The sequence below is a fragment of the Geosporobacter ferrireducens genome (assembly GCF_001750685.1).
In the GTDB taxonomy this organism is placed as follows: Bacteria; Bacillota; Clostridia; order Peptostreptococcales; family Thermotaleaceae; genus Geosporobacter; species Geosporobacter ferrireducens.
The window spans coordinates 3,982,922-4,009,059 of the sequence record NZ_CP017269.1; the positions used below are offsets into that span (position 1 = coordinate 3,982,922).

22 protein-coding genes are annotated in these 26,138 nt (G+C 39.0%); all 22 read left to right on the plus strand.

The genetic code is table 11. The features are described 5' to 3' along the window. The first annotated feature begins 195 nt into the window (after positions 1 to 195). The 22 genes from cdaA (at position 196) to Gferi_RS18905 (ending at position 26,136) form a co-directional block, all read left to right on the plus strand. A complete protein-coding gene (cdaA, locus tag Gferi_RS18795) occupies positions 196 to 1,026 on the plus strand; it encodes a diadenylate cyclase CdaA (RefSeq protein ID WP_334292682.1) in 831 nt (276 codons plus the stop codon). Further along, a complete protein-coding gene (locus Gferi_RS18800; protein WP_069979182.1) occupies positions 1,019 to 2,314 on the plus strand; it encodes a CdaR family protein in 1,296 nt (431 codons plus the stop codon). Before cdaA ends, Gferi_RS18800 begins: the two co-directional genes overlap by 8 nt. A 53-nt stretch (positions 2,315 to 2,367) precedes the next feature. Continuing rightward, entirely contained in the window at positions 2,368 to 4,086 is a 1,719-nt protein-coding gene (locus Gferi_RS18805) for a sigma-54 interaction domain-containing protein (RefSeq protein WP_069979183.1), read from the plus strand. A 253-nt stretch (positions 4,087 to 4,339) separates the two neighbouring features. Continuing rightward, entirely contained in the window at positions 4,340 to 5,422 is a 1,083-nt protein-coding gene (gene buk, locus Gferi_RS18810; protein WP_069979185.1) for a butyrate kinase, read from the plus strand. Positions 5,423 to 5,425: 3 nt separating this feature from the next. After that, positions 5,426 to 6,334: a phosphate butyryltransferase gene (gene ptb / locus Gferi_RS18815; protein WP_069981515.1), complete on the plus strand. Its 909-nt coding sequence runs from the start codon at positions 5,426 to 5,428 to the stop codon at positions 6,332 to 6,334. 147 nt (positions 6,335 to 6,481) lie between these two features. Beyond that, entirely contained in the window at positions 6,482 to 7,558 is a 1,077-nt protein-coding gene (buk, locus tag Gferi_RS18820) for a butyrate kinase (protein WP_069981516.1), read from the plus strand. Positions 7,559 to 7,602: 44 nt separating this feature from the next. Next, on the plus strand, positions 7,603 to 8,277 hold the full coding sequence (locus Gferi_RS18825; protein ID WP_069979186.1) for a nucleotide-binding protein: 675 nt from the start codon (positions 7,603 to 7,605) through the stop codon (positions 8,275 to 8,277). 92 nt (positions 8,278 to 8,369) lie between these two features. Then, the gene (locus Gferi_RS18830) at positions 8,370 to 8,600 is read left to right on the plus strand and encodes a 4Fe-4S binding protein (protein ID WP_069979187.1); all 231 of its coding nucleotides are present in this window, start codon (positions 8,370 to 8,372) and stop codon (positions 8,598 to 8,600) included. Between the two features lie 14 nt (positions 8,601 to 8,614). Beyond that, on the plus strand, positions 8,615 to 9,676 hold the full coding sequence (locus Gferi_RS18835) for a 3-methyl-2-oxobutanoate dehydrogenase subunit VorB (protein ID WP_069979188.1): 1,062 nt from the start codon (positions 8,615 to 8,617) through the stop codon (positions 9,674 to 9,676). Beyond that, positions 9,676 to 10,422 carry a thiamine pyrophosphate-dependent enzyme gene (locus Gferi_RS18840; protein WP_069979189.1) on the plus strand — a complete coding sequence of 249 codons (747 nt, stop codon included), beginning with the start codon at positions 9,676 to 9,678 and terminating at the stop codon, positions 10,420 to 10,422. The genes Gferi_RS18835 and Gferi_RS18840 overlap by 1 nt, the downstream gene beginning before the upstream one ends. Before the next feature lies 1 nt (position 10,423). After that, positions 10,424 to 10,966 carry a 2-oxoacid:acceptor oxidoreductase family protein gene (locus tag Gferi_RS18845; protein WP_069979191.1) on the plus strand — a complete coding sequence of 181 codons (543 nt, stop codon included), beginning with the start codon at positions 10,424 to 10,426 and terminating at the stop codon, positions 10,964 to 10,966. Positions 10,967 to 11,226: 260 nt separating this feature from the next. Then, positions 11,227 to 11,550, plus strand: coding sequence for a PadR family transcriptional regulator (locus tag Gferi_RS18850; protein ID WP_069979193.1), 324 nt, complete (start codon positions 11,227 to 11,229; stop codon positions 11,548 to 11,550). After that, complete coding sequence (locus tag Gferi_RS18855; RefSeq protein WP_069979195.1) at positions 11,543 to 12,112, plus strand: HAAS signaling domain-containing protein; 570 nt, start codon at positions 11,543 to 11,545, stop codon at positions 12,110 to 12,112. Before Gferi_RS18850 ends, Gferi_RS18855 begins: the two co-directional genes overlap by 8 nt. Positions 12,113 to 12,124: 12 nt before the next feature. Beyond that, the gene (locus Gferi_RS18860; protein WP_069979197.1) at positions 12,125 to 13,027 is read left to right on the plus strand and encodes a DUF4097 family beta strand repeat-containing protein; all 903 of its coding nucleotides are present in this window, start codon (positions 12,125 to 12,127) and stop codon (positions 13,025 to 13,027) included. Positions 13,028 to 13,539: 512 nt separating this feature from the next. Beyond that, the gene (locus Gferi_RS18865; protein WP_069979199.1) at positions 13,540 to 14,034 is read left to right on the plus strand and encodes a hypothetical protein; all 495 of its coding nucleotides are present in this window, start codon (positions 13,540 to 13,542) and stop codon (positions 14,032 to 14,034) included. Positions 14,035 to 14,109: 75 nt separating this feature from the next. Next, the gene (locus tag Gferi_RS18870) at positions 14,110 to 15,717 is read left to right on the plus strand and encodes a carbon starvation CstA family protein (RefSeq protein ID WP_069979201.1); all 1,608 of its coding nucleotides are present in this window, start codon (positions 14,110 to 14,112) and stop codon (positions 15,715 to 15,717) included. A gap of 296 nt (positions 15,718 to 16,013) precedes the next feature. Continuing rightward, positions 16,014 to 17,054 carry a threonine aldolase family protein gene (locus Gferi_RS18875; protein ID WP_069979203.1) on the plus strand — a complete coding sequence of 347 codons (1,041 nt, stop codon included), beginning with the start codon at positions 16,014 to 16,016 and terminating at the stop codon, positions 17,052 to 17,054. 13 nt (positions 17,055 to 17,067) lie between these two features. Then, a complete protein-coding gene (locus Gferi_RS18880; protein ID WP_069979205.1) occupies positions 17,068 to 18,225 on the plus strand; it encodes a pyridoxal-phosphate-dependent aminotransferase family protein in 1,158 nt (385 codons plus the stop codon). 548 nt (positions 18,226 to 18,773) lie between these two features. Further along, positions 18,774 to 20,120: a phosphoglucosamine mutase gene (gene glmM / locus Gferi_RS18885; RefSeq protein ID WP_069979206.1), complete on the plus strand. Its 1,347-nt coding sequence runs from the start codon at positions 18,774 to 18,776 to the stop codon at positions 20,118 to 20,120. Between the two features lie 807 nt (positions 20,121 to 20,927). Continuing rightward, positions 20,928 to 22,757, plus strand: coding sequence for a glutamine--fructose-6-phosphate transaminase (isomerizing) (gene glmS / locus Gferi_RS18890; protein ID WP_069979208.1), 1,830 nt, complete (start codon positions 20,928 to 20,930; stop codon positions 22,755 to 22,757). Between the two features lie 302 nt (positions 22,758 to 23,059). Continuing rightward, positions 23,060 to 23,659, plus strand: coding sequence for a TniQ family protein (locus Gferi_RS18895; RefSeq protein WP_069979210.1), 600 nt, complete (start codon positions 23,060 to 23,062; stop codon positions 23,657 to 23,659). Between the two features lie 839 nt (positions 23,660 to 24,498). After that, on the plus strand, positions 24,499 to 26,136 hold the full coding sequence (locus Gferi_RS18905) for an ATP-dependent nuclease (protein ID WP_069979222.1): 1,638 nt from the start codon (positions 24,499 to 24,501) through the stop codon (positions 26,134 to 26,136). The last annotated feature ends 2 nt before the right edge of the window (positions 26,137 to 26,138 follow it).

Genomic DNA, 26,138 nt, shown 5'->3' on the forward strand with positions numbered 1-26,138 from the left:
AAAAAATATTAAAAATATATAATATCATGGAAATAATTAATAAAACCTACCCATTGAAAATAGAATAGTGGTGTGAAATAATAAGATAAAGGAGATAATGTTCATGAATAGCAATACAAAAAAAACATAGTGGAAGGAAATTCTACATAAGCTTAGAATTACTATATATAAAGAATTTGTTTATAGACGCGAGAGGTGCTTATATTGAGACAAGTAATAGAAATGTTTTTAAACATCGGCGTTAGAGATGTCATTGACATGACCATTGTAGCTTTTGTATTTTATAAACTGTTTATGCTCATTCGAGAAACGAGAGCAGAACAGTTAATCAAGGGATTGTTGGTGCTGTTGATTGCTACGAAGCTCAGTGAATGGTCAAGACTCTATGTAACCAATTGGATTTTGAGAAATACCATGACGCTGGGAATGATCGCTTTACTGATTGTATTCCAGCCAGAATTGCGGCGTGCGTTGGAATACATCGGTCGAAGCAAGTTTCTTACAAAATCTATTGTTGAACTGGCAGATGAGGATCTTACCCAGAAGATCAATGAGATTGTTGAAGCAGTAGTAGAGTTGTCGAAGCAAAAGATTGGTGCCCTTATTATCTTTGAAAGAGAAACGGGCATAGGAGATCTGATGGAAACAGGAACGCGAATCAATGGAGATATCTCCACCGGACTTTTAATCAATATTTTTATACCGAATACACCCTTGCATGATGGCGCTGTGATTGTTCGAAAGGATAAAATTATGGCTGCAGGTTGTGTATTGCCTTTAAGTGAAAATCCTCATTTAAGTAAGACCTTGGGCACAAGACATCGGGCAGGTCTTGGCATTACAGAACGCTCCGATGCAGTGGCCGTAATCGTATCAGAAGAAACAGGTGCTATTTCTGCAGCTTCTGATGGAAAGCTTTCCCGGTTCTTAGATGCAAAAACACTGCGACGAATATTGAAAAATGCTTATAAGCCTGAAGACCAAAAGCCTTTGTTCAATTGGAAATGGAGGCAAAAAGATGAGTGATAAATTTAAAACATTTGTAGAAAGAACCCGTTTTTTTAACAGAAATACCACCCCAAAGGTGGTATCCATTATATTTGCTCTTGTAATGTGGTTGTATGTCATGGGAGAGGTGAACCCGGAAATGGTGATTCCTCTCAATAATATCAGTGTACAATTGATGAATGTAGAGGATTTGAACAAATCGGGATTGGTCATCATGGGCCAGCAGGATTATACGGTAAGTGTTAGAATCGCCGGACGACGAAATGATGTCTATAAGGTTTCTCCGCAGGATATCATTGCCCGGGCTGACCTGAGAGGTTTTCATAAAGGGACCAACAGCATTCCGGTAGAAATCAGCGGGCCGCCCTATATTACCGTTCAAGATGTATCACCAAAACAACTTAAAATTAATTTGGATGAAATTGTGGTGCGGCAAAAGCCGGTAAGTGTGGTAACCATAGGAAATGCGCCAGCAGGCTTTGAACCAGGAGATGCAGTTGTTTCACCAAAAGAAGTTATGGTAGAAGGACCAGAAAGTATTGTAAATTCAATAACTCAATTGATAGCAGAAATTCCGATTACCGACCAACTTAAAGAAATAAACGATCGAATACCGCTAAAAGCAGTTAATGAAGATGGAAAAACCATCAGCGGTGTGCAGATCAGTCAAAGATATGTGGAAGTAACACTTCCCATTCTGCCTACAAAAGAAGTACCCATTGTCTTAGAGTTCCAAGGGAAGCCAAAGGATAATTATAAGGTAACAGCTGTTAAAATGAATCCTGAAACCGTTCGAATTAAGGGTCAAAGAGAAAAATTGGACGGGGTTGCTGAAATAAAGGCAAGAACGATTGATATTGCAGGTATTGATAAAACTACAGAAAGGAATATGAATCTTTTAGTGCCAGAGGGGGTAACCCTCCTAAATGATAGTAAAAATTTCAAGGTAACCCTTACTGTGGAAAGAGTATTAAGCAAAGAGTTTACTTATTTACGAGACGAAATCGCTATAGACAATGTAGAGGCAGGACATAGTATAGACTTGATTAAGGTTCCTGATAATATTCTGGTAAGAGTAGAAGCCGTGGAGAGCGTTATCAACACAATTCAGAGAAATGATCTTCAACTCTATATCAATGCAGATGATTTGACAGAAGGCAAGTATTCTACAGATATCGCTGTATCTACTGCACATAAAATAGAAAAAATAACTGCCATTCCATCCCGGATTGATTTTGAAGTAAAAAGGGATAAAGATCCACAGGCAAGCGGCGGTGGGCAAACGGATACTCAAGATACCAACTAATCCATACAACAGCCTGGACGTCCTCCAGGCTGTTTTCAAAGGAGAAGAAGCCAATGAAACGAGAATTAGAGGTTATATTGGATTCAACCCATGACGCAATGATTGCAGTGGATGTCCAAGGCATTATCACACTTTTTAATAAGGCTGCTAAAAAGTTAACAAAACTAGAAAAAGTAGATGTAATTGGAAAGCATATTACCGATGTGGTGGAAAACACCCGGTTGCCGTATATCTTGCAAACGGGCGAATCGGAGTTAAATCAGAAACAACCTTTAGGAGATATCACTATTATTACGAACCGGATGCCTGTTAAGGATGATCAGGAGAAAGTTATAGGGGCAGTAGCAGTTTTTCGAGATATTACAGAAGTGATCGCACTGGCAGAGGAAATCACAAATCTGCGGGAGATGCAGAGTATGCTTCAAGCAATCTTTCATTCTACACAGGATGCTATTTCTGTGGTAGATCAGAAGGCTATCGGAGTAATGGTCAATCCTGCTTACAGTAAACTAACGGGGCTAACAGAAAAAGACATTATCGGAGAACTCTGTACTGTAGATATTGCAGAAGGAGAAAGTATTCACTTAAAGGTACTGAAAACAAAGGAGCCTATCAAAAATGCAAGATTGAAGGTAGGTCCCTCCAGAAAAGAAGTAGTGGCGGATGCTGCACCAATCATTGTAGATGGAGAGCTTCGAGGCAGTGTAGCGGTACTCCATGACATTACAGAAATCAAAAGATTAACGCAAGAACTAAATCAGGCAAAACAAATTATTCGGAAACTGGAAGCCAAATATACCTTCGATGATATCATCACCGAGGATGAAAAAATATTAACTGCCATAGAAAAAGCGAAGAAGGCTGCAATAACACCGGCTACTGTAATACTTCGGGGAGAGAGCGGAACCGGCAAAGAGCTCTTTGCCCATGCGATTCATAATGCCAGTATGCGGAAATATGGACAATTTGTTCGGGTGAATTGTGCCGCGATCAATGAAAACCTTTTGGAAAGTGAATTGTTTGGATATGAGGAAGGAGCTTTTACCGGTGCAAGGAAGGGCGGAAAAGTCGGTCTATTTGAGCAAGCCAATGGAGGAACTATTTTTTTAGACGAAATTGGTGAGATCAGTGTGAATACGCAAGCAAAGCTCTTAAGAGTTTTGCAGGAGAGAGAAATTGTTCGAGTAGGAGGAAACAAGCCTATTGGCATAGATGTAAGAGTCATTGCTGCCACCAATCTGGATTTGGAAAAAGCTGTGAAGGAAGGCCGTTTTCGAGAGGATTTGTATTATCGCCTTAATGTGATTCCAATCTTTATCGTACCCCTTCGCCAGCGTAAAAAAGATCTTTATCCACTGATTCTTCGACTCATCAAAAAGTTCAATCAAGAATATGGAAGGTTTGTGCAGGATATTTCTCCTAAAGCTTTAGAAAACCTGATACAATATGATTGGCCTGGAAATGTGCGGGAATTGGAAAACTTTATTGGAAGAGCCATGATCAACATGCGCTTTAATGAAGTCGTTATTCGTTCCAATCATTTACCTCTTTTGGAGAATAAGATCTATGTCCATGAGAATTCACATCAGGAATGTGTGGAAGTAGAGGCTGATATCTTCCGTTCGCTGGAGGAAGTATTAGAGGAAAGAGAAAAGACCTATATACTGGCGGTACTTCAAGCCTATGGCAACAATAGAATAAAGGCCTCTGAGCAGTTGGGGATTTCGATTCGAAACCTTTATTACAAACTAAAAAAATATGGGATTGAATAATAAATGCAAAAAATTGCACGGAAAAAGATCTGTGCAATTTTTTGCATGCATTTTTTTGCATAAACCTAAAAAAATAGTACAAAACTTCAACTGTTTTTAGAAGGATTTTCAGAATAAAACCTATGACGATCCGTATAATTTCCGGGTTTCAGTGCAATACCTAATACAGGATGTTTAATTAGTAAAATTGAAAGGTTTTGGCATATAAGTTGCATAATTAAGTGAACAAGAATATCGACGAGGTGATAAAGCGATGGCAAGAGAATATACATTGGTGATAAATCCCGGTTCTACATCTACAAAGGTTGCGGTTTTCAAAGGGGATGAAAACGTTATCCAAAAGAATCTAAGCCATTCTCCAGAAGAAGTGGATAAGTTTCAGAAGATTACAGATCAATACGAATATCGTAGAGATATTATACTAGATTGGTTTAGAACAGAGGGATTTGAACCAGCACAGCTCCAGGCAGTAGTTGGAAGAGGCGGATTGCTTAAACCGATGCCTAGCGGAACTTACATCGTAACCGATACGATGATAGAAGATCTTAAAATTGGAATCCAAGGAGAACATGCGTCTAACTTGGGAGGAATCATTGCAAAAAGTATCGCAGATGCTGCAGGAATTAAAGCGTACATCGTTGACCCTGTGGCAGTAGACGAATTTGACGATATTGCCGGAATCTCAGGCATGCCGGAAATCAACAGACGCTCTTTGCTGCATGCATTAAATATAAAAGCAGTAGCCTATCGAGTTGCAAAGGAAATGAAAAAAGAAGTCAATGAGCTAAATTTAATAATGGCTCATTTAGGCGGTGGAATTTCCATCGTACCTTTGAGAAATGGCAAAATGGTAGATGCAAATAATGCCAATGAAATGGGGCCACTTTCTCCAGAAAGATCAGGAGGACTTCCTGTAGGAGATTTGGCAAAACTATGCTTCTCAGGCAAGTATACTTTGGCAGAGATCAAGAAAAAAATAACTGGAAAAGGTGGGCTCGTTGCCTATCTAGGCACCAATGATGCCAGAGAGGTAGAGGAAAAAATCAATAATGGTAATAAACAGGCAAAGCTGGTATACGATGCCATGGGATACCAAATCGCTAAAGAAATTGGAGCAATGGCCACCGTATTAGAGGGTAAAGTAGATGCAATTGTACTTACTGGTGGAATTGCTTATTCTAAGATGTTAACGGCTTATATTGAAGAAAGGGTATCCTTCATTGCACCTGTCATTGTTAAGCCTGGTGAAGATGAAATGCTTGCTTTAAATGAAGGTGTCAATCGTGTGCTTTCTGGAAGAGAAACCGCGAAGATTTATGAAGAAGAGGTGAAATAATTGATGAAAAATTTCCAACAAATTTTAAATAGTGCAAAAGAAAGAGGGCCCAAAACCATAGCAGTAGCAGTAGCACAAGATTTAGAGGTGCTCTTGGCAGTGAGTCAAGCAAAGGATATGGGGATAGCGGATGCTATTTTAGTAGGAGATGCTGAACAGATCGCAGAAATTGCAAAAGCTATCAATGTAGACCTTAACCAATACCAGATCATTGATATCAAAGATATTCACGAAGCCTCCAGAAAGGCGGTCTCCTTGGTATCGGAAGGAAAAGCCCATATGGTAATGAAAGGTCTGGTGGATACCTCTGTAGTGCTCAAAGCTGTACTAGATCCTGAAATCGGACTTAGAGCGGGAAATGCATTAAGCCATACAGCTGTATTTGAAGTACCTGGATATGATCGTTTTATCTTTGTGACGGATGCTGCCATGAATATTGCACCAGATTTAAAAACCAAAAAGCAAATTATTGAAAATGCAGCACAGGTAGCTCATGCACTGGATATAGAGCTGCCAAAAGTAGCCGTAGTTTGCGCAAAGGAAAAGGTAGATCCCAAAATGCCACCTACAGTAGATGCAAAGCAGCTGGAGGAAATGAATCAACAAGGTGAGATTGCAGGATGTATCGTGGGCGGTCCTTTCGGTTTGGACAATGCCGTATCAGAAGAGGCAGCAGTTCATAAGGGCATAGAACATCCGGTAGCAGGAAAGGCAGATATTCTGCTGGTACCAAATATTGAAGCTGGTAATGTACTGTACAAATCCATGGTATTTTTCTCAAACAGCAAAAATGCCGGTGTGATTGTAGGCGCAAAGGCACCGATCGTATTGACCTCCAGAGCTGACAGTGATGAAACGAAGTTAAACTCAATCGCCTTGGCAGTGCTTATGGCTGTGAAGGCTGGAAAATAATATAGGAAAACTTGAAATTAGAATTGTAGGGGATGACCTATGTGTCATCCCGCAAAAGATCAAAATGTAGGGGACGACGACCCTGTCGTCCCGAAAATGAAGCGGCAGACACGCAGGTCCGCCCCTACGAAAGTGAGGAACCTTGATATGACAGAAGTTTATAGAGTACTTACCATCAACCCAGGCTCTACTTCAACAAAGATCGCGATTTTTGATAATGAAAAGCCTGTACTGGAAACAACGCTGCGCCATCCGGCAGAGGAAATTAATAAATTTGATAAAATATTTGATCAGTATGAATTTAGAAAAAATGTTATTTTAGAAACTTTAAATGAAAATGGCATTAATTTAACAAAGCTCAGTGCAGTTGTAGGAAGAGGCGGATTGTTAAAGCCGATTCAAGGAGGTACCTACAGCGTATCAGATAGCATGATTGAAGATTTAAAAGTAGGTATTTTGGGAGAACATGCTTCTAACCTTGGGGGAATTCTCGCCAATGAAATTGCAAAACAGCTGAATATTCCTGCATTTATCGTTGATCCAGTAGTCGTTGACGAAATGGATGAAGTTGCTAGAATATCCGGTATGCCGGAGCTTGCAAGAAAAAGTATTTTTCATGCATTAAACCAAAAAGCGGTAGCCCGTAGGGCTGCTGCAGAAATGGGCAAGGCTTACGAGGATGTAAATATTATTGTTGCCCACTTAGGTGGAGGAATCTCCGTAGGTGCCCATCAAAACGGCAGAGTTATCGACGTAAACAATGCATTGGATGGAGAAGGACCATTCTCGCCGGAAAGAGCAGGCGGACTGCCTGTTGGAGATCTGGCAAAAATGTGCTTCTCCGGCAAATACACAATCGATGACATAAAAAAGAAAATCAAAGGACAGGGCGGTTTGGTAGCATACCTGGGAACTAATGACGGAAGAGAAGTAGAAAAGATGATAAGCGAAGGAAATGAAAAGGCCGCATTGGTCTATGAAGCTATGGCTTATCAGGTAGCGAAGGAAATCGGCAGCTGTGCCGCAGTATTAAAGGGAAAAGTGGATGCAGTGATATTAACCGGCGGTATTGCTTACGACAAAAAATTTGTGAAATGGGTTTCTGATCGTGTAGCTTTCATCGCTCAAGTTATTGTATATCCGGGAGAAGACGAAATGATTGCTTTAGCCGAAGGCGGATTACGCGTACTTAGAGGGGAAGAAACAGCGAAAATATATGAGTAAAATGTAGGAATAACAGACTATATCTCTTTCAAGAGGATGATACCATGCAAAATGATCTAAGAATCAGAGTCATCATTGGACATTATGGCAGTGGCAAAACAGAATTTGCAGTAAACTATGCGATAAAGCTGGCGCAGATGGGGAAAAAAGTTGCACTGGCTGATCTAGATATTGTAAATCCCTATTTTCGCAGCAGAGAAAAACAAGAAATGTTAGAGACTATGGGGATTACTGTTATCGGAAGTGCCCTGGAGAAATCTAAAGGTTCTGATCTACCGGCAGTTGCAGCAGCAGTTTTAGGGCCCATGCAGGACCCGTCTTGTGAAGTTATCCTGGATGTAGGTGGCGACTCTGTAGGTGCAAGAGCTTTAGCAAGATATCACAGTTATTTTCAAAAAGGCAGCTATGACATGTTTTGCGTATTAAACGCCAATCGACCCGGAACACAGAATGTTGAAGATGCTATCCAGCATCTGCAAGCAATTGAACGGATGGCTAGAGCCTCAGTAACCGGGCTGATTAATAATACTCATCTTCTCAGAGAAACATCAGCAGAAGATGTTCTGAGAGGACAGCAATTGGTAAAACAGGTCTCAGAAGCGCTTCATATTCCGATTCGTTATGTAAGTACGTTGGAAGAGGTTGCCCGACAGCTTCCGGCAGACATGGAGGGAGCAATTTTCCCTATCAAAATGTATATGCGGGAGGATTGGATGTAGTGCTTCTGGGGTCCTTATAAATAAGACAGTATAGATGATTGACACAATAACAATGTAAAGGGTTAGGAAGATCATAAGGAGGGTTGAATCATATGGCAAAAGCAAAAGGAAAGGTTTCCTTCAAAGAAGATCTATGCAAAGGCTGCGAACTATGTACAACCGTTTGTCCAGTAAATATCATCGAAATGGATCGAACCAGAATCAATATAAAGGGTTATCATCCGGCAACTGTAAAGGAAATGGATAAATGCATCGGATGTGGAAATTGTGCGACAATCTGTCCTGATTTGGTTATTAATGTTGAAAGAGAAATGGACAAATAAGGAGGGGAAATGAAATGGCAAAAGTATTAATGAAGGGAAACGAAGCGATTGGTGCAGCAGCAATCAAAGCGGGATGTAGATATTTCTTCGGATACCCAATCACACCACAAAATGAGCTGCCTGAATATATGTCAAGAGAAATGCAAAAAGTAGGTGGCTGCTTCGTACAGGCAGAGAGCGAAGTATCCGCAATCAATATGGTATATGGTGCAGCAGGAACCGGAGCTAGAGTAATGACTTCTTCCTCATCACCTGGAATCGCCTTAAAACAGGAAGGAATTTCTTATATCGCAGGTGCAGAACTACCCTGTGTGATTGTAAATATCTCCAGAGGCGGCCCGGGACTGGGCGGAATCCAACCATCGCAGGCAGACTATTTCCAATCCACCAGAGGCGGGGGAAACGGAGATTATCGACTGTTGGTATATGCACCGGCTACACTTCAGGAAGCTGTGGATTTAACTATGGAAGCTTTCGAAGCAGCTGATTATTATAGAAATCCGGTAATGGTAATCGGAGATGGCATGATCGGTCAGATGATGGAACCCATCGAGTTTAGAGAAGCAGCAAAGAGAGAACTGCCGCCAAAAGATTGGGCAACAACAGGAACAAAGGGAGCAAGAAAGCCAAACATCATCAACTCTCTGGCACTAGATCCGGCAGAATTGGAAAAGCATAATTTCCATCTGCAGAAGAAATACGCAGAGATGGAAAAGAACGAAGTACGTTATGAAATGTACAACATGGAGAATCCGGAAGTTGTAATGGTTGCCTATGGTACAACTGCAAGGATTGTGAAAAATGCGATAGCCATGTTAAAAGAAGCTGGAATCAATGCAGGTCTAATCCGCCCGATTACCCTATGGCCATTCCCAATAAGGGCTTTTGATGAAATTCCTTCTACTGCAAAAGCATTATTATCCGTTGAGATGAGTATGGGGCAGATGATTGATGATGTAAAGATTGCTAACAATGGCAGATTGCCAGTGCATTTTTATGGTAGAGCCGGCGGTATGATTCCTACACCTGACGCAGTGGTTGAAAAAGTAAAAGAAATTCTAGGGGGTGTAAAGTAATGGCAGTAATTTTTGAGAGAACAAATGGCTTGACTGAGAAACCCTTCCATTATTGCCCCGGATGTACCCATGGAGTCGTACACCGATTGGTGGCAGAAGTACTGGAGGAACTAGGTGTACTTGGCGATACAATTGGTGTAGCACCTGTAGGATGTTCTGTTTTGGCTTATGATTATTTTAACTGTGACATGCATGAAGCAGCACATGGCCGGGCACCTGCTGTAGCAACAGGGATCAAAAGAGTATTTCCTGATAAAGTAGTATTTACTTATCAGGGAGATGGAGACCTTGCTTCTATCGGTACGGGAGAAATTGTTCATGTAGCGCATAGAGCTGAAAAAATTACAACGATTTTCGTAAATAATGCCATCTACGGTATGACAGGCGGACAAATGGCACCTACAACCTTGATCGGACAAAAAGCTACTACTTCACCTTATGGAAGAGATGCCGGAACGACAGGAAAACCATTAAAGGTATCAGAAATGATCTCAACCATTGACGGAGCAGTATTTGTGGAAAGAGTTGCCGTAAATACACCTGCCAATATCCGCAAAGCGAAAAAAGCCATCAAGAAAGCCTTTGAAGTTCAGTTGGCTGGAGAAGGATTCGGGATCGTAGAAGTATTGTCTACCTGTCCGACCAACTGGGGATTAACACCGACAGAATCGCTTAAATGGCTGGAAGAAAATATGATGCCCTACTATCCGCTCGGAAATTTCAGAACTCCTGAGGAGGTGAAGTAATATGGCAACACAACAAGTAATCTGTGCAGGGTTCGGCGGACAAGGCGTAATGTCTATGGGACAGCTCCTGACCTATGCAGGCATGCTAGAGGATAAAAATGTATCATGGCTTCCTTCCTATGGTCCGGAGATGAGAGGCGGAACAGCTAACTGCAGTGTGATTGTATCAGAAAGTCCGGTAGGTTCTCCTATCGTTACCCATGCTACTTCAGCCATCGTAATGAATCTACCCTCTTTGTTAAAGTTTGAAAAGGATCTTGTACAGGATGGAATACTATTGGTCAACAGTTCTTTAATTCAGAGAAAAGCAAGCCGCGAAGATGTAAAGGCTTACTATGTACCGGCAAATGAGATTGCCAATGAAATCGGAAATGCAAAGGTTGCCAACATGGTTATGCTGGGAGCATTTCTTGAACTAACGAAGGTTGTTTCTATCGATTCGATTATTGCTGCGTTGAGAAAAGTATTTGGACCGGCAAAGGAAGATCTAATTCCAATGAATAAAGAAGCCCTGGAAAAAGGTGCAGAAGCTGTAAGAGGATAAAATAATAACAAACCAGAAAGATGAATGACGGATTTTTAATCTGTCATTCATTTTTTATTTGAACGAGGAATGAAATGATCCATTTACCAAAAAATAATGGAGTCGCAGTTAAGGTATCAAATAGATACAATAAATGTTTTATAGGTAAAGTATGGCAAAAATGCAATAAAAATATATTAATCAGTACCTTGCATAATACAATACCGTGTATTATACTAATACTATCAAGATGAAAATACGGTGTAAGAAAGGATGTCAGCATGAATATACAGTTTAAGAAAGGCGTATTAGAATTATGCGTTCTGGTGCTGTTGAGCAAACAGGATTATTATGGATATGAACTGGTGGAAGAGATTTCAAAATATGTTGACATATCTGAAGGAACGATCTATCCATTATTGAGGAGACTGCAAAAGGAAGGATATTTAGAATCCTATCTTCAGGAGTCCAGCGAAGGGCCGCCCAGAAAATATTATCGCATTACAGGGCTGGGAAAAAGTACGAAAGATGAACTGGTAAAAGAATGGACTGATTTTGTTGAAGGTGTAAATTTTATCATCTGCAAGGAGGAAAAACATGAATAAAGTTGATTTTTTAAACGTATTAAAGATGGAACTTCATAAATTGCCCAATGAAGAGGTAGATGAAATACTCTATGATTATGAGGAACATTTTAATGTAGGTCTGGAAAAAGGGAAGACAGAAGAAGAAATTATAAGATCTTTGGGTGACCCCAAAAACTTAGCAAAAGCTTACAAAGCATCTGCAGTTATCGAAAGTGCCCATGCCAATCCGACACCTTCCAATGTGCTTAAGGCTGTTATAGCTGCTGTATCCTTAGGCTTCTTTAATCTGATTTTTGTGCTGGGACCATTTTTAGGGGTTGTGGGTGTATTAGCGGGATTGTTTGCAGCAGCCATAGGTCTGATTTTTGGAGGGATTATCGGTTTTGTGGCTCCTTTTGCAGAAATCATATTTAGAGGAAACTTTGTCAATGGAGTGCATCCTGCTGCGGCTTTCTTTCTTGGTATAGGGATCACTGCATTAGGTATTCTTTTCTTTCTGTTTGATATCTACATTGGAAAGATGCTGTTCCGAGGTACGGTAAAGTATATAAAATGGAATGCGGAAATCATAAAGAAATAGGAGTGAAAAATAATGAATATGAAAAAAATCGTGATCTATCTGGCAATTATTGCAGCAGTAGGAATAGGTACGGGTCTTACAATTGCATATTTTACAGGTGGATTTTCCCCCGACTTCAGTGAAAATTCAACTTTTTTTAGCGTAGATGATACACAAATAGAGAAAATGGATGGTATTACCCAGATGATCATAGAAGGGGTTACCGCAGATATTAATATAATTCCGGATGAGCGGGAAGATGTGAAAGCCCATTTCTATGGAAATACGAATACTTCTGATTTGCCAAAAATGAAAGTTACGGTAAACGGAGGGCGCTTGATGATCAAGATTGACGAATCGAGAAAAACACAAGTAGGTTTTTTCTCATCAAATTTAAGTCTTGATGTATTTGTGCCAAAAACCTTTGGGGGAGATTTGGAGCTTGGTTCCGTGTCAGGCCATGTGGAGGTAAAAGAGGGGTTGAATCTTAGGAACAGCTCAGTCCACCTAATCTCTGGAGACACAAAGATCCAACACATGAAAACCCAAAACCTAGACTTCGAAAGCATCTCAGGAACCTTGACGATGGAAGACGTTTCTACCGAAAATACAAGAATCCGGATTATATCCGGAGATGTTCACATTAACAATTTTGAGGGGAATTTGAAGGGAGAATCCACCTCTGGCAATTTAAAGATAAGCTATTTGAAGGATGACTATGATATCGATTTTAAAGCTGTTTCCGGAACCATTGATATCGATTTGCCCGATGATGCAGCCTTTTCTTTAGATGCAGAGACGCTAGGGGATATACAGTGTGATTTTTACGTTAATATTCAGGGGAAATCCGGGAAAAACCAGCTAAAGGGTGTTGTTAAGGATGGAAGGAATAAAGTTGTTCTGCGCAATACATCCGGAAACATCACTGTGCACTAATAGGATTTTTTAGCAGAATGCCCTTAATTGCGGAAAAATATAAAAAGCATTATACCGGTGTGTGACTGGAAAAGCTTATTGTTCAGATGATGAAATAGAATACAGTGCAAAAAGCACGGTAATTGTGTAACCGATTGATTATAAACCACCAGGCAGCATTGAGCCAGATGGTTTATTTTTTAATTTTCATATTTCCTGAAAATTCTAATATCTATATCTGTATAAAGATGCTATAATGAAACATAATCAAACATTTTATGGAAAAAATTTACACAAAATAAAAAATCATTTGTAATTCTAAAAATTTATATTATAATGATATCTAATTTACGATGGCAGTGGGTGAACCAATAAACCGTTCATTTCTACCATTCAATCTCAAAATTATACAACTGAGACTAGAATTACTTTTACAGAAGTCAGAGAATTTATATAATTAGGATAATAAAAAATAGTGAAAACGGTACCAGTAAACCAACAGGAAGAAGACTAGAAGATAAGGGTGATGAAGCATGGATTATGCAAGCTATCAAAGTCTGTTGGAAGAACGACTTCAAAGGAACTTTGATTTAGAAAGAGACTATATTTACCGAGATATGAAGCTTGATCTTCTGGCAAAATACTATGTACGAAACGAAAAATATGTCTTTACCAAAAAAGCTACGATTTACGCTTTCGAAAATAATGAACTCTGTATGATTAAACACTTTCACCGAATTAACCCAGAAGGATTGCATCAATATACAGAACTGCTAAAATCTGCTGTAGGGGATTTCGTCAATAGCCATGACGAGCATATGTCGACTTTGATTACTGGAGTTATCGTAGTTGATGAGATTCCAGATCCAGAGATTCCTAAGCAGGTGAAAAAATTTAAATTTCATAAGAGTTTTGCCTTTGGATTTAAGGGCTGGGTAGATGTAGCACTGGTCTTGGTATCCTTAAAACAAAATGAGGTTATAACCAATAAAAAGGGAAGGGAGGTTGAAAAAGCATACCGGTTATAGCTTTATATATAGCTTTCATAATGTTTATATTAAAAAAGCAAATGCAATTCAAATTATAAGTAAAGGAGGAGCTTTATGAACTCATTGGTATTAGTATTAGTAAGTATTGTAATTTTCAGTATTGCCTATGTAACCTATGGTGCATGGCTAGCAAAACAATGGGGGGTAGATCCAACCAGAAAAACACCTGCCCATACAAAAGCTGACGGTGTAGACTATGTACCGGCATCAGCTCCTGTATTATTGGGACACCATTTCGCGTCCATAGCAGGTGCAGGTCCTATTTCAGGTCCGATCCAAGCAGCTATTTTCGGATGGGTACCGGTAATGCTGTGGATCATCATCGGAGGTATTTTCTTCGGTGGCGTACAGGACTTTGGATCACTGTTTGCATCCATCCGTCACAATGGTAACTCTATTGGTGAAATCATTGAAGCAAATATGGGTAAAAAAGGTAAAAGACTATTTGCAATTTTTGCATGGTTGACACTACTATTAGTTGTTGCAGCTTTTACAAACATTGTTGCAAACACATTTGTGAGTGTACCGGAAGCAGCGTCAGCATCTTTGATGTTTATTGTTTTAGCAATCGTATTTGGTTTTGCAGTATATAGAAAAGGTATAAATCTAACGATCGCCAGTATTATCGGGGTAGCAGTATTGTTTACTTGTATTGCCTTAGGAAACATGTTCCCATTGGTATTAAGCAAGAATGTATGGGTTGGATTTTTAATGGTATATATATTTATCGCATCTGTTACACCTGTATGGATTCTACTTCAACCAAGAGATTATCTGAACTCATTTCTATTATATGCAATGATTATTGGTGCAGTTTTAGGCTTGGTGATTACAAGACCAACGATTCAGCTGCCGGCATTTACAGGCTTTAATGTAAATGGGTCTTTCTTATTTCCAATGCTATTTGTAACGGTTGCCTGTGGTGCTATTTCTGGTTTCCACTCTCTTGTAGGATCAGGGACGACTTCAAAGCAGATTGATAACGAAGGAGACGCGAAGGTTATTGGTTATGGCGGTATGTTAATCGAGTGCGTACTGGCTGTTATTGCCATCATTACAGCTGCTTATGTAACTGGAGATAAATTTGCTGAATTGGCAGCAGCCGGTGGACCTGTTAATGTATTTTCCGATGGTATCGGTAACTTTATGACCAGCTTCGGTATTCCTTTTACTGTAGGTAAATCATTTGTTGCCCTTGCTGTATCTGCTTTTGCTTTGACCAGCTTGGATACTGCAACAAGGCTTGGACGATTCATTTTCCAAGAATTCTTTGAAGACGATACGAAGGAAACACAAAACATTTTAGCGAACCGTTATGTATCAACTACCATTACGGTTGTAATTGGTGGATGGTTGGCATTAGGAAGTTATAATGCAATCTGGCCTGTATTTGGTTCTGCGAATCAGCTGCTTGCTGCATTGGCATTGATTGCAATTGCTGTTTGGTTAAAGAATACCGGCAAAAACTACAGCATGTTTGTTATCCCAATGTGCTTCATGTTTGTCGTAACTGTAGTAGCATTGATTCTATTAATTCAAACAAACTTGGCAAAAGCAAACTATGTATTAGTAGTATTCCCAATTCTGCTGCTTGTTTTAGCTTTCATACTTGCAGCTTATGCTTATCAGATTTTAACAAAGAAAACAAGTGTAAAAGCTTAGATTTTATAAATGCTTCAATGAAAAAAGGGTATCCTAGTGAGGGGATATCCTTTTTTCATTGAAGCAGTGGTTAAAAACAGATATAATTTTAGTATGTCGAAATATATGCAGATGGGAAGTTTTCACGAGAACATCTTGTACGAATAAATGTCTGCCTCAGAATATAGGTAAAATAGACGATGCGCTGTTGTTCTGAAAAAAGAATGATCTTTCTCATTGCTGTGAAAAATATATCCGACAAAGATGATTATAACAGCAGTAAACTTGAAGAACAATAAAACAGAAAGGGTGAGAACATGCGAAATATTATTGATCTCCGTTCTGATACCGTTACACAACCAACACAAGAAATGCGGGATGCCATGTACTATGCAGTGGTAGGTGACGATATCATGGGAGAAGATCCTACAGTAAGAGAATTGGAAACCCTGGCTGCAGATATTATGGGAAAAGAGGATGGATTGTTCTTTAGCTCCGGTACACTGGCCAATCAAGCAGCGGTAATGACCTATACCCAGCGAGGAGAAGAAATCATTCTTGGAGACACCTCCCACATTTATAACTTGGAAGTAGGAGGACTGTCGGCTTTATCTCAGGTGCAGCCAAGACCTATGGCAGTACCTAAAGGGATTTATGAGATTGCTCTAATGGAAGAATTGATTCAGGAAGAGGGAATTCAGAGAGCAAAAACCTCCTTGATTTGTATAGAAAATACCAATAACCTCAATGCGGGGATGGTAGTGCCCTTAGAAAACATTAACCAAGTGTGTGCATTAGGAAAGAAGCATGGGATTCCCGTATATCTGGACGGGGCAAGAATCTTTAATGCAGCAGTTGCTTCCGGTGTAGAGGCAAAAGAAATTGTGAAGAATGTGGATGCTGTCATGTTCGCTCTGACAAAAGGATTAAGTGCGCCCTTTGGTGCCGTATTAACAGGAAGAAAAGAATTTATTCAAAAGGCCCGATGGATGAAGCAGCGGCTGGGTGGGGGTTTTCGTCAAGCAGGATTTATTGCTGCCCCTGGAATCGTAGCATTAAAAACTATGATGCCGCAAATCGAGAAAGATCATAAGAATGCCCAACTGCTGGGAAAAGGACTTGAAGCTATAGAAGGATTGCAGATCGATGTGTCCAGAATACATACCAATATTGTTACTGCATCAGTAGAGCAGCTGCCGATTACTATAGAAGAATTTTTAAATCGACTTTTAGAAAAAGGAATCAAAGCCAAACGGATTTCGAAAACCTCCTTCCGAATGGTTACCCATCTGGGTATCGAAGAAAGCCATTTACAAGAGGTTATTAGCGTTGTAAAAAATATTGTATTCCAACTATAGGAGGAACAAGAAGATGGAAAGAAGACAAATGCTCCATATCCCGGGGCCGACCAACATTCCTGACCGTATATTGCGAAGCCTTTCTCAGCCATTGATTAATCATAGAGGACCAGAATTTGAAGCCTTGCTGTCTACTTGTGTGGTAGGCTTAAAAAAAGTTTTTCGTACAGAAAACGATATTTTAATCTTCCCTAGCTCCGGAAGCGGTGCATTAGAATCGGCTATCGTTAATCTATTCTCACCGGGAGATACAATTTTGGCAGCATGCCTGGGCGTATTTAGTGATAGAATGGCGGAAATAGGAGAAAAACACGGACTAAATGTAATCCGCCTGACAATGGACTGGGGAAAAGCCGTCAAGGTAGAAGAGATAGAGGCGATATTGAACAAGGATCAGGAAGGAAAAATAAAGGCAGTTTGCCTACCGCAAAATGAAACTACTACAGGCATTGGAATCGATATAGAAGGTGTATCGAAAATGATGCGAAGAGTGGGACATGAAGCTATATTGGTGGTAGATGCCATTAGCTCCTTGGCCTGTGTACCTTTGGAGACGGATGCATGGGGTGTAGATGTAGTCATCAGTGCTTCTCAAAAGGGTTTAATGCTTCCACCGGGCATAGGGCTTGCGTCTGTCAGTGAGCGGGCTTGGAAAAGGGTAGAACAGTCTACGATGCCTAGATGGTATTGGGACTACAAAGCAGTAAAAAAATCAATGACAACCTCTCAATTTCCGTATACGCCCGCGACAACCCTGCTTTTCGGTTTAAAGGAAGCTCTGGGAATGCTAACAGAGGAAGGTATGGAAAAGGTTTGGGAGCGACATCAAGTGATTGGTAAAGGCGTCAGAAATGCGGTAGAAGCCATGGGACTGACCTTGTTTGCCGAAAAGGAATATGCATCGGATACGGTGACTGCGATTCTGATGCCTGAGAATATAAAGTATAAAGAGCTCGCTGAACTGTTGCGTACACGGTACGATATCGTCATCGGCGGAGGTCTGCAAAAACTGCAGGGACAAATCTTCCGCATAGGACATATGGGTGCGATTCATTTTATGGACATGTATGCTGTTATGGGGGCTTTAGAAATGGCATTGGTTCAATTAGGCTATGAGGTTGAGCTGGGAACAGCTGCGGCTGCTTTGGCGAAGACATTTATCAAAAAATAGGTTTTTAGATTTGTGCTTTTAAGACGGAATATAGGTTTCTTTATATGGGCAGGGCCTTGTGTCTGTCCGTTAGGCCTAGCTAAAATGTAAATTTAGAAAATGAATACAGGTTATTATGTTTTGCAGGGTGAGGACCTATGTGTTCGCCCGAAAAGAATCAAAACATCAGCGTAGGGGATGTCTCCCGCTGCAATAACTTGCACAAAATATAAGAAATCGGTACAAGGAGAGGTGTTTTGAGAAGCTGATAAAGCTTCTCTTCTGCACCTCTCCTTGTACTGATTTTTTTTGAAAAAAGAGGTGATTTATTTTTTATGGAATGATGAATTTAAAGGTCAATTTATATATAAAAAGGCTGTTAAATCAAAGCTAAAGAAAAATTTTTAAAAATCATGGAACTTTTCAGCGAAATAGAACGACAAAAAGCTAAGGGGGAAAAATTGAATAAGCATTAAGAATATGATAAAATAATAAAGATTAACTTTATCGAAAAGTATCGTAATAGATTCAAGAGGCATAAGATGTTATTACGAGAGGAGTCTAAACACATGGGAAAGCTGTTTGGTACTGATGGTGTGAGAGGCATAGCAAATACGGAATTAACAGCAGAATTAGCATATAAGCTGGGTAGAATCGGAGCATACATACTGACCAGGGCACACAAAAAAGCAAAGATCGTGATTGGTCGGGACACGAGAATATCTGGAGACATGTTGGAAGCAGCACTGACAGCGGGAATCCTTTCTACTGGAGCAGATGTATTGAGTGTGGGTATTGTGCCGACGCCTGCGGTTGCATATTTAACAAGACATTATGGAGCCAATGCGGGAGTTGTGATTTCGGCTTCCCATAATCCGGTTGAATATAATGGTATCAAATTTTTTAATCAAGAGGGCTTTAAGCTGCCTGATGAAATGGAAGAGGAAATAGAAGATATTATTTTAAATCATAAAGAAATCAATATAAATCCCACTGGCAAGGATGTAGGCAGAAGAGTCGAAATTGATGATGCCATCAAACAATATGCGAATTTTCTTAAAAGTACTATCAACGTTGATTTACGGGGAATGAAAATCGCAGTAGACTGCTCCAATGGGGCAGCTTATGTAGCAGCTCCATCCATCTTGACAGCGCTGGGTGCTGAAATCAAAATTATCCACCATAAACCCGATGGATTAAACATAAATCATAACTGTGGATCTACCCACCCTGAAGAAGTAAAAAAGCTGGTAGTAGATTGGGGTGCTGATGCAGGGCTAGCCTTTGATGGAGATGCAGACCGACTGATTGCAGTTGATGAAAAGGGTCAAATTGTGGATGGAGATAAAATTCTTACCATTTGTGGAGCTCATTTAAAGGAGCAGGGAAAGCTGGCAAAAGATACTGTAGTAGCCACCGTGATGAGCAATATCGGATTGGATATCGCACTTAAAAAAGCAGGCTGCAGGTTGGAGAGAGCCAATGTAGGCGACCGCTATGTATTGGAAAAAATGCTGCAGTCAGGTTATGTGCTTGGAGGAGAACAGTCAGGGCATCTGATTTTCCTAGAGCACAATACTACAGGAGACGGGCTTCTGTCAGCACTACAGCTTTTATCCGTGATGAAAGAGAAAAAACAAGCATTATCAAAACTGGCTGGAGCTATGACTACCTATCCGCAGGTGTTGATAAACGCTAAAGTAACCAATGGCAATAAATACCGCTATATGGAAGACGAAGTAGTAGCAGCTGAAATTAAAAAACTAGAAGATTTGATGGCCGGAGAAGGAAGAGTTCTAATCCGACCTTCAGGTACAGAACCACTGGTAAGGGTAATGCTGGAAGGCAAGGATGAAACGGAGCTAAGAACCCTAGCTCAAAATCTGGTGGATGTAATAGAACAAAGGCTGCAATAGCTAATATATAGATCTACTCTATTTAAGTACAACATAGCAGGGGCAGGCATTGTGTCTGCCCGCTGAATGCTAAATTGTTCATTCAAATATCTATAAGTCCGGACCAACCGGACTTACCAATTCTTTTTGAAAAAAGATATAGTTGACAGAAAACAGAGAAAACGAATATACTAAATTGACAGCAATAAGACCCGCGGGTCTTGAATGTTACCGCATTTTAATAAAGCAGCGTGCAAATCCTGTATGTTGAGATATGGAGGAGTTCCTGGACGCAGGAGAGGCCCGGACTAAAACATGTCTCGACCATTAGCAAGATAGGTTTATGTATATTATTATGAATGATAGAAGCATTAAGACTGTAGGGAACGATCAGTGGTCGTTCCGCACAAAACAACAAATTGTAGGGCGCGGATCTGTGTATCCGCCCGTTAAACAAAACCTGTAGGGATCGACACCCTCGTCGATCCGAAAAAGACTTCCGAAAGGGGTGAGGCCTATAGGAAAGGAATAAAACAAAAAACACAAAAAGCGCCAGGACTTGAATCGGATCGGAAAATTCAGGATTCAAGTTGACGAGGAACAGGGTTTATCGAAAATTCGGCGGATGCCCTGCGGACTTCACCAACGTTAAACGTCCTACAAAGACTCCGAGTGATTGGAGGGACAAATGGGACTGGGTGAAAAAACTGAATCTGGGAGTAAGAGGGTAGTAAATTTAACGGAAAAAATACTGCCAGGGTCTTTTATTGTCAAAATTCAGTTCCAAGAGAGTTAATAATATGAATAAGAATGGAGACGTGTAAAATTATGTGTGGAATCGTTGGATATATTGGTGATAAAGAAGCGACATCTGTATTGATCGAAGGATTATCAAGATTAGAATATAGAGGATATGACTCTGCAGGTATTGCAGTATATGATAATGGTGAAGTTAAAGTAAGAAAATATAAGGGAAGACTTAGTGTCTTGGCAGATAATTTAGAGGCAGAAATCCTTACTGGAAAGGTTGGGATTGGACACACAAGATGGGCTACCCATGGAGAGCCTTCTGATCGCAATGCCCATCCCCATACCAATGTAGCAGGAAATATTGCCGTAATTCATAACGGCATCATTGAAAACTATATGAAAATCAAAGAGTGGCTAATCGAAGAAAAAGGAATCGAGTTTAAGTCTGAGACAGATACAGAGGTTATTGCTCACTTAATCGATCATTTCTATGAAGGGGACTTATTGCAGGCAGTATTTAAGACGATTGAAAAAATGGAAGGTGCTTATGCGCTCGGTGTGATTTGCAAGGAAGAACCGGATAAAGTCATAGCGGTTAGAAAAGACAGTCCGTTGATCATTGGCTTGGGTGAAGGAGAAAACTTTATCGCATCGGATATTCCTGCACTGTTAAAATATACAAGAAATATGCACTTGATCGAAAATGACGAAATCGTACTGCTTACAAAGGATGAAGTGAAGATCTTTAACGAGTTGGGACAGCAGATGGACAGAGAAGTATTCCACGTAACTTGGGACGCTCAAGCAGCTGAAAAAGAAGGTTATGAGCACTTTATGATCAAGGAAATCCATGAGCAGCCAAAAGGTGTATCCGAAACACTGCTAAGAAGACTTGATAAAGAGGACCATATCGTTTTAGACGGTATTAAGCTGACTAAAGAAGACCTGGATAAGATCAACAAGATCTATATTGTAGCTTGCGGTACTGCTTATCATGCAGGCCTTGTAGGCAGATACGCTATCGAGAAGTTTGCGAAGATACCGGTAGAAGTGGATGTAGCTTCTGAATTCAGATATAGAGATCCATTTGTGGATGAAAATACACTATTTATTGCCATCAGCCAGTCCGGTGAAACATTAGATACACTGGCTGCACTGAGAGAAGCAAAGAGAAAGGGTGCAAGAATCCTTTCCATTGTTAATGTAGTAGGCAGTTCAGTAGCCAGAGAGTCTGATGATGTATTCTACACTTGGGCAGGACCGGAGATTGCTGTGGCTTCTACAAAAGCCTATACTACTCAGCTGGTAGCGATGTATCTGGTAGCACTGCACATGGCTATGACCAAAGGTACATTAAGCCAGGAGGAATACAAGAAGATCATGGCAGAGCTTAAATCAATGCCGGAGAAAGTACAGCGAGTATTAAATAACTGCGATACCATCCAACACTTGGCAGACCACCAGTTCAACAATGAAAGTGTCTTCTATATGGGTAGAGGTGTAGATGTAAATGTAGCCCATGAAGGATCACTGAAGCTAAAGGAAATTTCCTATATCAATTCCTTTGCCATCGCAGCAGGGGAGCTAAAGCACGGTACTATTGCATTGATCGAGGATGGAACCCTTGTCGTTGCCCTGGCAACACAAGATAAACTCTATGACAAGATGCTGTCCAACATCCAGGAAGTAAGAGCAAGAGGGGCCTATGTAGTAGGGGTTGCCAAGGAAGGAAATAAAGAGATCGAAAAGACTGCAGACGTGGTGCTGTATATTCCGGATACCATGGATGAACTGACACCAATCTTGAGCGTTATCCCACTTCAGCTTCTAGCATACTATATCGCTGTAGCAAGAGGCTGTGACGTAGATAAGCCGAAGAACTTGGCGAAGTCTGTTACTGTAGAGTAGGAATGGATGCCTACATAACCGAGTTATGAGTTCTCATAAAGTTTGGGACTCCAATCAAAATGTTTGGGAATGTACTCAAGATCTTGAGACTCTAGTTTGTTATGTAGATGCTTCATTATTGCAAAGCAATCAAATAATTTTAATAGCTTAAACTGTTAAAAACCATAGGAAACTAGTTGCCTATGGTTTTTAAATTTTGTAATAATTCCCAGAATTTTAGTAATAATAAGATCGCTTATCTAAACAAAATTTTACTTATGATATTAAATAATTGAATATTAAACGAGATTTAGGTTGGTAAAATGAATAACAATATACTGCTTCGTCATTTAGAGCCATATCGAGATGAAAGTTTGGCCAGTTACCTAGTTAGAACAGCAGAAAAAAATTATATAGAATTGAATTGCGTTAGAGAAAAAATAAATGTTAGGAAAAGTAAGTTTTTAAGAGAATTTAATTATATAAAAGATCATAAATTGTTAGAGCGAATAAGTCAATTAGTTAGTATAGATAGCGAGATATTGATACAAATGACGCTTAATAAGTATGAGTACCTTTCTGATTTAAATAATGAAGGTGTAGATAAATACTTTTTTGAAGAATATGTTATGGATACGAAGTTTTCCAAATACTGCCCTATATGTTTAAGAGAAAAAGAATATCATATGATAAATTGGCAACTTAGAGATATAGAGATATGTTTAGAGCATCAAGTGAAATTAATACAATTCTGTAGCAAATGTGGAAGAAATATAGAAATACACACTGTTGTTAATAGGGAGTGTGATTGTAAAAACTCATTAATTGAAGGAGAAGTGGAATATGTTACTTATAAGGAACTTATTGACTATCAAAGTAGAATGTATAGTTTACTGGAATCCATAAGAAATGTCCTATATTGAGGTAGTGTCATGTTTTTTTGATTAAGCTTGTACTTGCAGTCAAAACTATCATTCATATTGGATCTTAATAAAAAAGCTTCAGTTATGTCAGATACTTTCAATTACGTTTTGAAATTTCTTTAAATCATCGGTGGAAAATTCTTTTTTTATCATTTCTTTTGTTCGGTAAACTTGCTGGAATTGTTGAATCCAGCTTTTTCTTTTTCTGATTTTATAGTTGCCCTCCTTAATATTGATATTTGTGGAGTGACATAAGGGTCGAACAAGGATGGCTGTCGTCACTACAAGGTATCTTACACTTCACCTCATTGTCTGTATCAGACGAAGAGACAGGTAAGTTGTCTGATATTTCATATCTGTTACTGGACAGGTGATGTACCTGCCTCGGTCTTGTCTGTAATAGAAAAATTGAATAAGTGAATATGTTAGAAATCAATAAGGATTCAGACATGGCAATTTACCTTTCACTTCTTATATAAACTTCAGTGGATTTAAGTTAATAATTGCACATTTAGTTATTGAAGAAATCGTTTAATATAAAATATTGCAAATGGTTTTAGGATCATATTTCGTATTTAGCGAGTCCACATTTTCTTCGGAAAATCGCATGTAGCAGCGCTATGGTTTAATTGTTTGATTAATTCCTTTTATGTAGAAAAGTGAGTACAACCAATTGTCGAAATGTGTAGTAACTTGATGAACGATCGTTGAAGGTGTAATTTCAGAGTATATAGAATTCAATTAATTATTAAATATAGTGTTAAATTGAGGAAAATTAACTAAGTATATGTCAGAATAGATAAGCAATTTTGGTGAGACGATTGGGGGGAGAAAGTGAAATGACAATTAAAAAAATAAAAATCGAAAACTTCAAATGTTTTAATGGGGTATTTACTTTAGAACTAAATCAAGGACTTAATATTTTAGTTGGAAACAATGAAGCTGGTAAATCTACAATTTTAGAAGCAATTCACTTAGCTTTAACAGGCCTATTCAACGGAAAGTATTTAAAAAACGAATTGACACAATACCTTTTTAACAATCAAATTGTAGATAAATATTTAGATGGCTTAGAGCAGGAAAAAGATGTAATTCCACCACATATTTTAATTGAAGTATTTTTTTGTGGAGAAGATCTACCCGTGTTTGAAGGCAACGGTAATAGTGAAAAAGCTAGGGAATGTGGTGTTTCACTAAAAATTGCTTTTGATGATAAATACCAAGCCGAGTATGAACAACTGATTAAAAGAGGAAATATAAAAACCTTACCGATTGAATACTATGATATTTTTTGGACTTCTTTTGCTCGAGAAAGCATTACATCAAGAAGTATTCCAATAAAATCTGCAATGATTAATTCTTCAAGTAATCGATACCAAAATGGTTCAGATATTTATATTTCTCGAATAGTTCGTGATAATTTAGAATCGGAAGATATTATCGATATTTCACAAGCACATAGAAAAATGAGAGAAAATTTTATGAGTGATACTTCTATAAAAGCAATAAATGAGAAAATCAGACAAAGTGCTAAAATAACTGACAAGAGAGTAGAATTATCAGTTGAGCTTTTATCAAAGAATGCTTGGGAAAACAGCTTAGTAACTTATCTGGATGACGTCCCTTTTCATTATATAGGTAAGGGTGAACAATGTATTGTTAAAGCAGAGTTGGCACTGAGTCATAAAAAATCAAAAGAAGCTAGTGTAATTCTTATAGAAGAACCTGAAAACCATCTTTCACATTCAAAACTCAATCAGTTAGTACATCACATTAAAGAACACTATAAAGACAAACAAATAATCATTTCAACTCACAGTAGTTTTGTAGCTAATAAATTGGGGTTAGATAATCTGATTTTATTGAACGATAGTAAGACAATACGACTTAATGATTTAAGAAGTGAAACAAAGAATTTTTTTGAGAAAATATCAGGTTATGATACATTAAGACTGATTCTTTGCCAAAAAGCCATTTTAGTGGAGGGCGATTCTGACGAATTGGTATTGCAAAAGGCCTATATGCTAAAAAACAAGGGAAAGCTACCTATTGAAGATGAAATTGACGTCATTTCCGTAGGTACTTCATTTTTGAGATTTTTAGAGATAGCAAAAAAGATAAATAAACCAGTTGTAGTAGTTACAGACAATGATGGAAATGTAGAAGCTGTTAATAAAAAATATGAAGACTATCTTGGAAACAACGAAAAATCGCATATTAAAATTTGTTTTGATAGAACGATAGATAGAGGTGATTTAATGCTTGGAACTAAACCTTTCAATTATAATACATTGGAGCCTAAGATTTTAAAAATAAATGGTTTGGATAAGCTTAATTCAATTTTGGGAACCCAATATGATAAAGTCGATGATTTACATAAATATATGAAAGAGAATAAAACAGAATGTGCACTAAAAATATTTGACACTGAAGAAGAGTTGAGATTACCAGAATATATTTTGGAGGCAATAAGATAAGA

Bases quoted from the DNA above. Each gene is read 5' to 3' on its own strand.
- Gferi_RS18800 (WP_069979182.1), top strand. From the start codon at position 1,019: ATGAGTGATAAATTTAAAACATTTGTAGAAAGAACCCGTTTTTTTAAC.
- Gferi_RS18805 (WP_069979183.1), top strand. From the start codon at position 2,368: ATGAAACGAGAATTAGAGGTTATATTGGATTCAACCCATGACGCAATG.
- buk (WP_069979185.1), top strand. From the start codon at position 4,340: ATGGCAAGAGAATATACATTGGTGATAAATCCCGGTTCTACATCTACA.
- ptb (WP_069981515.1), top strand. From the start codon at position 5,426: ATGAAAAATTTCCAACAAATTTTAAATAGTGCAAAAGAAAGAGGGCCC.
- buk (WP_069981516.1), top strand. From the start codon at position 6,482: ATGACAGAAGTTTATAGAGTACTTACCATCAACCCAGGCTCTACTTCA.
- Gferi_RS18825 (WP_069979186.1), top strand. From the start codon at position 7,603: ATGCAAAATGATCTAAGAATCAGAGTCATCATTGGACATTATGGCAGT.
- Gferi_RS18830 (WP_069979187.1), top strand. From the start codon at position 8,370: ATGGCAAAAGCAAAAGGAAAGGTTTCCTTCAAAGAAGATCTATGCAAA.
- Gferi_RS18835 (WP_069979188.1), top strand. From the start codon at position 8,615: ATGGCAAAAGTATTAATGAAGGGAAACGAAGCGATTGGTGCAGCAGCA.
- Gferi_RS18840 (WP_069979189.1), top strand. From the start codon at position 9,676: ATGGCAGTAATTTTTGAGAGAACAAATGGCTTGACTGAGAAACCCTTC.
- Gferi_RS18845 (WP_069979191.1), top strand. From the start codon at position 10,424: ATGGCAACACAACAAGTAATCTGTGCAGGGTTCGGCGGACAAGGCGTA.
- Gferi_RS18850 (WP_069979193.1), top strand. From the start codon at position 11,227: ATGAATATACAGTTTAAGAAAGGCGTATTAGAATTATGCGTTCTGGTG.
- Gferi_RS18855 (WP_069979195.1), top strand. From the start codon at position 11,543: ATGAATAAAGTTGATTTTTTAAACGTATTAAAGATGGAACTTCATAAA.
- Gferi_RS18860 (WP_069979197.1), top strand. From the start codon at position 12,125: ATGAATATGAAAAAAATCGTGATCTATCTGGCAATTATTGCAGCAGTA.
- Gferi_RS18865 (WP_069979199.1), top strand. From the start codon at position 13,540: ATGGATTATGCAAGCTATCAAAGTCTGTTGGAAGAACGACTTCAAAGG.
- Gferi_RS18870 (WP_069979201.1), top strand. From the start codon at position 14,110: ATGAACTCATTGGTATTAGTATTAGTAAGTATTGTAATTTTCAGTATT.
- Gferi_RS18875 (WP_069979203.1), top strand. From the start codon at position 16,014: ATGCGAAATATTATTGATCTCCGTTCTGATACCGTTACACAACCAACA.
- Gferi_RS18880 (WP_069979205.1), top strand. From the start codon at position 17,068: ATGGAAAGAAGACAAATGCTCCATATCCCGGGGCCGACCAACATTCCT.
- glmM (WP_069979206.1), top strand. From the start codon at position 18,774: ATGGGAAAGCTGTTTGGTACTGATGGTGTGAGAGGCATAGCAAATACG.
- glmS (WP_069979208.1), top strand. From the start codon at position 20,928: ATGTGTGGAATCGTTGGATATATTGGTGATAAAGAAGCGACATCTGTA.
- Gferi_RS18895 (WP_069979210.1), top strand. From the start codon at position 23,060: ATGAATAACAATATACTGCTTCGTCATTTAGAGCCATATCGAGATGAA.
- Gferi_RS18905 (WP_069979222.1), top strand. From the start codon at position 24,499: ATGACAATTAAAAAAATAAAAATCGAAAACTTCAAATGTTTTAATGGG.